This is a genomic window from Planomonospora algeriensis, from assembly GCF_977012225.1.
The window spans coordinates 1-8,931 of the sequence record NZ_CDRNDK010000267.1 but is presented as its reverse complement, the minus strand read 5'-3'; the positions used below and the strand labels follow the sequence as shown (position 1 = coordinate 8,931).

Below are 8,931 nucleotides of genomic sequence, written 5' to 3'. Positions count from 1 at the left end.
CCGCCAGGGCGAGGGGTCGCCAGAGGCGAGGGCGGCGGTGAGCCGAGACCGGGCGAGGGCGCCGCGGCGGATGGCGCGGCGATCCGCCCCGGCGCCTCCTCGCCCGGCCGGTCAGCGGAGTCGGAGGACATGAACCCGACCAGGGCGGCGATCGCGGCCATCACCACCGCGGTGACCCCCGCCAGGATGCGGTAGATCACGCGCATCGGCAGGTCGCCGATCCGAGAGCGCTTCACCGGTGATGCCGGGCGTACGGGTGGCGTCTCAACGACGATCTTGGGCAGCTCGGAGGTCTCCGCCTCGGCAGCCATGTATGTGGGGGCGACACCCGTCTCCCGGGCCCCCGGAGTACCACCCAACCCATCGAGCACGATCGGGAGCGTACGACAAATCCTCTTTTCTCGTCCGCGATACCCATCACACTTCGGGAACGAGTGGGTTCCGCTTCCCTTCCGATTCCGGCACGGGAGCCGCCTTCACCCGGGTTCCCACCCGGTGGCCCTCCCCTGCCCGACGCCCCTCCCGCCTCGCCCGGCGCGCTCCCGCCCCGTGGCCGCTATCCGGCGGTCGCGCCTCGGAGGCGCCCACCCGGGCGGAAGCCAGGACGCAACCACGGGGCGTCCGCGACCACGGTGCACGAGCCGGGCTCGATCTCGGTGAAGCCCGCGTCCCGGACCACCGGCAGACCCCCGCCGGACAGGGCCGCCCAGGCCGCCGGGTCGGCCGTCCGCACGGCGAGCGCGAACCCCCGTTCCCGCCACTCCCCCCGGATCTCCTCGCCGGCTCCCCACCAGGCGAACTGGGCGGCGTGCCCGGCCTGGGCCATGGCCTTGCCCGCCGACATCCCGAGCCGGGGATTGATCCAGAGCACCGCCCCCTCCCCCGGCGGCCCGGGTTCGGCGGAGTCCGCCAGCTCGGTGCCGGAGACCTGGAGCCTGGCCAGTTCCCGGGGCCAGTCGTCCAGCGGGACCGGCGGGTGGACCCGGACCTCGGCGGTGCCGTGCGCGACGGTCAGGCCCGGCAGTTCGAGCACGCGCCGCCACTCCGCTCCGCGCGCCCGCCGTACGACCTTCCTGATCCTGCCCCGCTCCCAGCTCCGGACCGCCTCGGCCCATTCGCCGCCCTCCGCCGTCCGGGCGTCGCCGAGCAGCGCCAGTACGGCCAGCGCGGCGGCCTCCAGCGCGTCGGTCCGCTCGGGTGGCGCGGTCCGCTCGATCCGCACCACCAGGGGAAGGACCTTCTGCTCCGCCGTGTCGTATTCGCTCACGCCCTCAAGCATGCCCGCCGGGGGTCGGGGAGGGGCCGGGCGGTCGGCGTCGGCCCTTCCGGCGAAGGCCCGGCAGGGGCACGACGGAGTGCGGCCCGGCGTCCGTCTGAGGGGGAGCGATGGTCGGGAGGCGCTCTCCGGGCGGGAAAAGAGAGAAGGCCGTTTCCGACCGGACGATCACCGAGAGTAAAGAAAGGCCCACTCCAGGGCGCTAGCGCGACCAGGAAATATATCACTCGTCGACGAGGCCCTCCTCCCCGCCGATCGCCGTCCACTACTCTCCGTTATCCCACATACTGGGATTATTCGGGCAAAGGTTACGTTTTTCCCGATAATCACCTATTTCAGGGTTTCGCGCTTCGCGCCCGACTTTGTTACAGGTTGGGACGGTAGCGGTCTCAGGTCTGCAACACACCCCGAGTCCCACTTGTCCGAGTGCGAGTCGTGATGGTCAGCTTTGCTCAATCATGCTGGCGGCTGTTCTCACATCGAATCCCTAAGGAGTGCTGCCGTGTTCCACACGCGGACATCTGGCAAGTTTCTAGCTGCAGTGGCGGGAGGTGCACTCCTGCTGAGCGCCTGCGCGGGCGAGAACTCGGCGAGCGAACCCGCCACCTCGGGTTCGGCCTCGGCCTCCGCTCCCGCGGCGCAGACGGTCACCTACGCCTACGAGCAGGAGTTCCACTCCTACAACAACAACACCACCGCCGAGAACGCCACCCGTAACGCCGGTCCGCTGCAGCGCGTGCTGACGGGCTTCTGGATCTACGGGGAGAACGGCAAGATCACCCCCAACACGGACTTCGGCACCTATGAGAAGACCTCCGACGACCCGCTGACCGTCGAGTACACGATCAACGACAAGGCCGTCTGGTCCGACGGCACGCCGATCGACTGCGACGACGTCATGCTCTGGTGGGGCTGGCGGTCCGGCAAGGTCAAGGGCTTCTCCGCCGCCGACACCAACGGCGTGCAGGACACGAAGATGCCCGAGTGCGAGAAGGGTGGCAAGAAGTTCACCCTGATCTACGACAAGCCCTTCGCCGACTGGCACGCCAACGGCCCCGCCACCACCGAGGTCATGCCGGCCCACGTGGTCGCCAAGCAGGACGGCCTGTCGGAGGAGGACTTCATCGCCGCGGTCAGGGACCTCGACGACAAGAAGCTCGCCAAGGGCATCAAGTTCTTCAACGAGGGCTGGGTCATCGAGGGCTCGCTGCCCGACCCGGCGCTGATCCCCTCCTCCGGCCCGTACAAGCTCTCCAAGCTGGACGCCGGCCAGTCGCTGACCTTCGTGGCCAACGACAAGTGGTGGGGCGCCCCGCCGGCGACCCCGACCATCGTCGAGCGCTTCATCGCCCTGGACGAGCAGGCCCAGGCGCTGCAGAACCGCGAGGTCCAGATCGTCGAGCCGCAGCCCGGCCCGGACGTGCTCAACCAGCTCAAGGCGCTGGAGGGCGTGAAGGTCAACGCCACCACCCAGTACACCTTCGAGCACCTGGACTTCAACTTCGACTCCAGCCCGTTCAAGGACAAGGCGCTGCGTGAGGCCTTCGCCAAGTGCGTGCCCCGGCAGCTGATCGTCGACAACCTGATCAAGCCGGTCGACCCCGAGGCCAAGACCCTCGACATCCGCAACGTCGCGCCGTTCCAGAGCAACTACGACGCCGTGCTGCAGGCCAGCGGCGGCCCCGGCGCCTACGCCCAGCAGGACATCGAGGGCGCCAAGGCGCTCCTGGAGAAGGCCGGCAAGACCGGACTCAAGGTCAAGATCGGTTACCAGACCCCGAACCCGCGCCGCACCGCCGCGGTGCAGCTGATCGCCGACTCCTGCAACAAGGCCGGTTTCAAGATCGAGGACGGCGGCTCCGAGGACTTCTTCGGCACCGTGATGCCCGCCAACAACTACGACGTCGCGCTGTTCGCCTGGGCCGGCTCCTCGCTGGTCAGCGGCTGGGCCTCCACCTACACCACGCCGAAGAAGTGCGACGGCGAGAGCAAGGGCAACAACAACGGCTGCTACTCCAACAAGAAGGTCGACGAGCTCGTCGCGCAGCTGAACTCGACCACCGACGTGGCCGCCCAGGACCCGATCATCGCCGAGATCGAGAAGACCCTCTGGGCCGACCTCGCCACCATCCCGCTGTTCCAGCACCCGGGTCTGAGCGCCTGGGACGAGACCCTGCAGGGCGTCGTTCCGAACCCCGCGCAGTCGACCATCACCTGGAACATGGACAAGTGGGCGATGTCGTAGGCGTCGTAGCCTGCCCGTCGTCTTAGGTCCCATAGACCGCACGTGCGGTTGACGGAACACCCACCCCCAGGGCCGGAACCGGAGAATCACCAGACTCCGGTCCCGGCCCTGGCCCGCACCTACAGTCCTTCACAGAGCAGGAGGTGACGTAATGATCGTCTTCATCGCGCGGAGACTGGTCATCTCGTTCTTCGTCCTCCTGGCGGCCACCTTCATCATTTTCGTTCTCACGGCGCTCTCGGGCGATCCGTTGGAAGACCTCCGCCAGGACGCCAGCCCCAACAAGGCCGCGAAGATCGCGGACCGTACCGAGCGCATGCAGCTGAACAGCCCAATCCCCGTCCGCTATCTCAGCTGGCTGGGCAACATCGTCCGCGGCGACCTCGGCGTCAACCGCGACGGCCACGACGTGGCGACCATGCTCGGCGAGGCCCTGTCGGCCACGCTCCAGCTCGTCGTCGCCGCCACCGTGATGGCCATCATCATCGGTGTCATCATCGGCATCATCTCGGCGCTCCGCCAGTACAGCGGCTTCGACTACACCGTCACCTTCGCCGCCTTCATCTGCTTCTCGCTCCCGATCTTCTGGATCGCGGTCATGCTCAAGCAGTACATGGCCATCGAGTTCAACAACTGGCTCAAGGACCCGGCCATCCCGCCGACGGTCATCGGCGCCCTCGCGCTCCTGTCCGGCCTGGTCTTCGGCGCCCTCACCGTCGGCGACCGCAGGCGGCGACTGCTGTCCTTCGCCGTCGGCCTCGCCGTCGGCGGCGCGCTGTTCACGTTCCTGTCGGTGACCCGCTGGTTCGCCGACCCCGGCTTCGGGCTCCCGCTCACCCTGGCCATCGCGCTCGCCGGGGCGGTGGGCTTCACCGTCCTGTCCGCCGGGCTGCGCCAGCGCGGGCCCCTGTACGCCGCCCTGGCCGCCGCCGTGATCGGCGCGGCCTCCTCGGAGGTCCTCGGCCCGCTGCTCACCGACCCCAGCTGGCTGGAGATCGGCGGCCTCGCCCTGCTGACGGTCGCGGTCTGCGCCGGAATCGGATACGGCATCGGCGGGCTCCAGCGCCGCCAGGCGATCACCGCCGCGGTGCTGACCGGCCTGTTCACCGGCGGCGTCGTCTTCGTCGACCGCATGCTCCAGGCCTTCAACGGCTACAGCGCCGCGGTGCGCGGCCGCCCGATCTCCACGATCGGCGCCCGCACGCCGAACTTCGAGAGCGACTTCTGGCAGATGAACCTGGACACGGCCGGCCACCTGCTGCTGCCGACCATGGCGCTCATCCTGGTCTCGCTGGCGACCTACACCCGCTACAGCCGGGCGAGCATGCTGGAGGTCATGAACCAGGACTACGTCCGGACCGCCCGCGCCAAGGGCCTGCCGGAGCGGACCGTCGTGGTCAAGCACGCCTTCCGCAACGGGCTCATCCCGATCACCACGCTGATGGCCGTCGACTTCGCCGGCGTCATCGGCGGCGCGGTCGTCACCGAGAACGTCTTCGGCTGGCAGGGCATGGGCAACCTGTTCATCGACGGGCTCAAGGAGGTCGACCCCGCACCGGTCATGGCGTTCTTCATCGTCACGGGGACCGCGATCGTCGTCTTCAACATGATCGCCGACATCCTCTACGCCTACCTCGACCCGCGCATCCGGCTGTCCTGAGATCGGAGAACCATCATGACGCTCAATGCGCAGGCACCGGGGCCTGACACCGCCTCCGAAGCGCAGGGCATGACCATCGTCGCCCGCACCCAGGGCCAGATGGTCCGCCGCCGGTTCTTCCGGCACCGCGCCGCCCTCGCCGGAATGATCATTTTCGGTTTCGTGGTCGTCCTGGCGTTCAGCTCGATCGGCTTCGCCGGCATCCCCGGCTGGTGGGACAAGAGCTACCTCGACACCGGCGCCCTGGTGAACCAGGGCAAGCCGACCCTCAGCCTGGTCCCCGAGTTCCTCGGCGGGGACGGCATCCGCCTCGGCGAGCACCCCTTCGGCCAGGACGACATCGGCATCGACTACTTCGCGCTGACCATGCGCGGCGCCCAGCAGTCGCTGATCATCGCGTTCCTCGTCGGCGTCGTCGCCACCGCCGTCGGAACCATCGTCGGCGCCATGGCCGGCTACTTCCGCGGCCGGATCGAGTCGGCGCTGATGCGCCTCACCGATGTGATGATCACCATCCCGGTCCTCGTCATCGCGGCGGTGGTCGGCCGGATGATGGGCGACAGCGGCGCCGTCGTCCTCGGCCTCTTCCTCGGGGTGGTGCTCTGGCCGACGCTGGGCCGCCTGGTGCGCGGCGAGTTCCTCTCCCTGCGGGAGAAGGAGTTCGTCGAGGCCGCCCGCGCGGTCGGCACCTCGGCCCGGCGGATCATCTTCCGGCACATCCTGCCGAACACCGTCGGCGTCATCATCGTCGCGGCCACGCTCTCGGTGGCCAACGCGGTGCTGCTGGAGTCGGCGCTGTCCTTCCTCGGCCTCGGCGTCCAGGCGCCGGACACCTCGCTCGGCCAGCTCATCAGCCGCTACCGCAGCGCCATGGTGACCCGCCCGTGGCTGTTCTGGTGGCCCGGCCTGTTCATCATCCTGATCGCGCTCTCGATCAACTTCATCGGTGACGGCCTGCGCGACGCCTTCGACCCCCGACAGACCCGGGTGCGTGCCTAATGACGACTTCCCCGAACGTGCCGATCGAGCCCCGCGCGGACGACCCGCACGCCTTCGAGCTCTCCTCCCACGTGATCGACTCCGCCGAGGAGGTGCACGTCGGCCTGACGCTGGACGCCGTGCGCCCGCCGTCGGAGGAGGAGATCCTCAAGGTCGAGAACCTGACCGTGGAGTTCCCCACCGAGGACGGCGTCGTGCACGCGGTCCGGGGCGTCTCCTACAGCCTGCGCGAGCGCGAGGTGCTCGGCATCGTCGGCGAGTCCGGCTCCGGCAAGTCCGTCTCGTCCCTGGCCGTCATGGGACTGCTGCCCAGGAGCGCCCGGATCAAGGGGCGGATCCTGTTCCGCGGCGACGACATGCTGAAGATGGCCCCCCGCAAGCAGCGGGGCCTGCGCGGCAAGAAGATCGCCATGGTCTTCCAGGACCCGATGACAGCGCTGAACCCCGTCTACACCATCGGCGACCAGCTGGCCGAGGCCGTGCTCGCGCACGACCTCATGCCGCGCAAGGCCGCCCTGGCCCGGGCCAAGGAGATGCTCGACCTCGTCGGCATCCCGCAGGCCGAGGCGCGGCTGCGCAGCTACCCGCACGAGTTCTCCGGCGGCATGCGGCAGCGCGCGATGATCGCCATGGCGGTCATCAACAACCCGGACGTCATCATCGCCGACGAGCCGACCACGGCTCTCGACGTGACCGTCCAGGCGCAGATCCTGGAGAAGCTCCTGGAGGTCAAGGACGCGGTCAACGCCGCCATCGTGCTGATCACGCACGACCTGGGCGTCATCGCGGGCATGGCCCACCGGGTGCTGGTCATGTACGCCGGTCGCCCGGTCGAGCTGGGTGACACCGACCCGGTGTTCGAGGGGCCCCGCATGCCGTACACCGCGGGCCTGCTCGGGTCGATCCCCTCGCTGGACAAGGGCAGCGGCTCGGCCCGGCTCCGCCCGATCAAGGGCACTCCGCCATCGCTGATCAACCTGCCGACCGGCTGCCCCTTCTCGCCGCGCTGCCCGCTCGCCACGGACGTCTGCCGGAGCTCCGAGCCCCCGCTGGCCGAGACCGACAGCGGCGGGCACTACGCGGCCTGCCACCATTGGGACCGGCTGGCCGCGGCCGAGGACCCGACCGAGTTCTTCCGCACCGAGAGTGAGACCGTGGCATGAGCGTGAAGACCGAGGAGACGCCCGCGCCCCAGCGCGAGCCGGACACCGGAGCCCACCTGCTCGAGGTCAAGGACCTGGTGATGAACTTCCCGGTCCGCGGCGGCGGTTTCCTGCGCCGGGTGGTGGCGCACGTCCAGGCCGTCAGCGGGGTCTCCCTGCACGTGGACGAGGGCGAGACCCTCGGCGTGGTGGGCGAGTCCGGCTGCGGCAAGTCCACGACGGGCCGCGCGATCCTCCAGCTGCACACGCCCACCTCCGGCTCGGTCCGGTTCCAGGGCCGGGAACTGGTCGGCCTGCCGGCCAAGCAGCTCCAGCCGGTGCGGCGGGACATGCAGATCGTCTTCCAGGACCCCTACGCCTCGCTCAACCCGAAGCTGCCGGTCAACGACATCATCGCCGAGCCGCTGAAGGTCCACGGGCTCTGGAAGGACGGCGGCCCGGACCGGGTGGCCGAGCTGCTGCGCCTGGTCGGGCTCAGCCCCGAGCACGGCAACCGCTACCCGCACGAGTTCTCCGGCGGCCAGCGCCAGCGCGTCGGCATCGCCCGCGCCCTGGCGCTGGAGCCGAAGCTGCTGGTGCTGGACGAGCCGGTCTCGGCGCTGGACGTGTCGGTCCAGGCGGGCGTGGTGAACCTGCTGGAGGACCTGCAGGAGCGGCTCGGCCTGGCCTACATCTTCATCGCGCACGACCTGTCGGTGGTCCGCCACATCTCCGACCGGGTCGCGGTGATGTACCTGGGCAAGGTCATCGAGACCGGTCCCCGGGACGACCTCTACGACCGCCCCGCGCACCCCTACACGCAGGCGCTGCTCTCGGCCGCCCCCACGGCCAACCCGAAGGAGGAGCGCGCCCGCGAGCGCGTCATCCTCACCGGCGACGTGCCCAGCCCCCTGAACCCGCCGAGCGGCTGCCGCTTCCGCACCCGCTGCTGGAAGGCCCAGGAGATCTGCGCCGTCGAGGAGCCCGCCCTCGTCGACCGGGGCAACGGCCACCCGGTGGCCTGCCACTTCGCCGAGGTCACCGCCCGCTGACCGTGCCTTCACGGGCCTTCACTGACCACGGGCCTTCACCGGCCTCCACGGTCGCACGCGAGCCGTACGGGGACCCTCCCGTACGGCTCGTCCGCGTTCCCGGACCCTTCCCGGGTTCGCCGGATTCGCCTGGTTCCTGGGACAATCCCCAGATGCGGTTCGGTGTCCTGGGGACGTTGGAGGTCCGGCTCGGCGACGGGCGCACGGTCGCCGTCGGCGGGCCCCGGCTGCGGGCGTTGCTGGCCATGCTGCTGCTCGACGCGGGCCGGGTCGTCACCGTCGAGCGGCTGGTCGGCGGCCTCTACGGGGTCGACCGGGCTCCCGGTGACTCCGTGGGAGCCCTCCAGGCGCAGGTCTCCCGGCTCCGTGCCCTCCTCGGCGACCGGGGCGACGGCGACAGCGGCGACGGTCTGGTCGTCCGCCGCCCCGCGGGCTACCTGATCGCCGTCGATCCCGAGGCCGTGGACGCGTGCCGGTTCGAGCGGCTGGCCGCCGAGGGACGCCGGGCGCTCTCCGCCGGGGACCCCGCGCGGGCCTCGGCGCTGCTGCCGGGAGGC

At 70.0% G+C, this 8,931-nt stretch carries 7 protein-coding genes and 1 pseudogene; 6 read left to right on the top strand and 2 right to left on the bottom strand.

Annotated elements, in window-relative coordinates:
* Nucleotides 1-311 (bottom strand): annotated as a pseudogene (locus ACWJ6R_RS23825) (hypothetical protein); the annotation flags it as partial.
* Between the two features lie 245 nt (nucleotides 312-556).
* On the bottom strand, nucleotides 557-1,267 hold the full coding sequence (locus ACWJ6R_RS23820; RefSeq protein ID WP_449064364.1) for an aminoacyl-tRNA hydrolase: 711 nt from the start codon (nucleotides 1,265-1,267) through the stop codon (nucleotides 557-559).
* Nucleotides 1,268-1,778: 511 nt separating this feature from the next.
* On the opposite strand from ACWJ6R_RS23820, the gene ACWJ6R_RS23815 reads away from it, so the two are divergent.
* The 6 genes from ACWJ6R_RS23815 to ACWJ6R_RS23790 all read left to right on the top strand — a co-directional run.
* Nucleotides 1,779-3,521, top strand: coding sequence for an ABC transporter family substrate-binding protein (locus tag ACWJ6R_RS23815; RefSeq protein WP_449064363.1), 1,743 nt, complete (start codon nucleotides 1,779-1,781; stop codon nucleotides 3,519-3,521).
* Between the two features lie 151 nt (nucleotides 3,522-3,672).
* Nucleotides 3,673-5,181: an ABC transporter permease gene (locus ACWJ6R_RS23810; protein WP_449064362.1), complete on the top strand. Its 1,509-nt coding sequence runs from the start codon at nucleotides 3,673-3,675 to the stop codon at nucleotides 5,179-5,181.
* Between the two features lie 15 nt (nucleotides 5,182-5,196).
* Nucleotides 5,197-6,180 (top strand): ABC transporter permease, encoded by a 984-nt coding sequence (locus ACWJ6R_RS23805; protein WP_449064361.1) that lies wholly within the window; start codon nucleotides 5,197-5,199, stop codon nucleotides 6,178-6,180.
* Complete coding sequence (locus tag ACWJ6R_RS23800) at nucleotides 6,180-7,343, top strand: ABC transporter ATP-binding protein (RefSeq protein ID WP_449064360.1); 1,164 nt, start codon at nucleotides 6,180-6,182, stop codon at nucleotides 7,341-7,343. The genes ACWJ6R_RS23805 and ACWJ6R_RS23800 overlap by 1 nt, the downstream gene beginning before the upstream one ends.
* Nucleotides 7,340-8,374 carry an ABC transporter ATP-binding protein gene (locus tag ACWJ6R_RS23795; RefSeq protein ID WP_449064359.1) on the top strand — a complete coding sequence of 345 codons (1,035 nt, stop codon included), beginning with the start codon at nucleotides 7,340-7,342 and terminating at the stop codon, nucleotides 8,372-8,374. The genes ACWJ6R_RS23800 and ACWJ6R_RS23795 overlap by 4 nt, the downstream gene beginning before the upstream one ends.
* Before the next feature lie 152 nt (nucleotides 8,375-8,526).
* On the top strand, nucleotides 8,527-8,931 hold a 405-nt coding region (locus ACWJ6R_RS23790), incomplete at its 3' end, for an AfsR/SARP family transcriptional regulator (protein ID WP_449064358.1).

Bases quoted from the DNA above. Each gene is read 5' to 3' on its own strand.
- ACWJ6R_RS23810 (WP_449064362.1), top strand. From the start codon at position 3,673: ATGATCGTCTTCATCGCGCGGAGACTGGTCATCTCGTTCTTCGTCCTC.
- ACWJ6R_RS23805 (WP_449064361.1), top strand. From the start codon at position 5,197: ATGACGCTCAATGCGCAGGCACCGGGGCCTGACACCGCCTCCGAAGCG.
- ACWJ6R_RS23800 (WP_449064360.1), top strand. From the start codon at position 6,180: ATGACGACTTCCCCGAACGTGCCGATCGAGCCCCGCGCGGACGACCCG.
- ACWJ6R_RS23795 (WP_449064359.1), top strand. From the start codon at position 7,340: ATGAGCGTGAAGACCGAGGAGACGCCCGCGCCCCAGCGCGAGCCGGAC.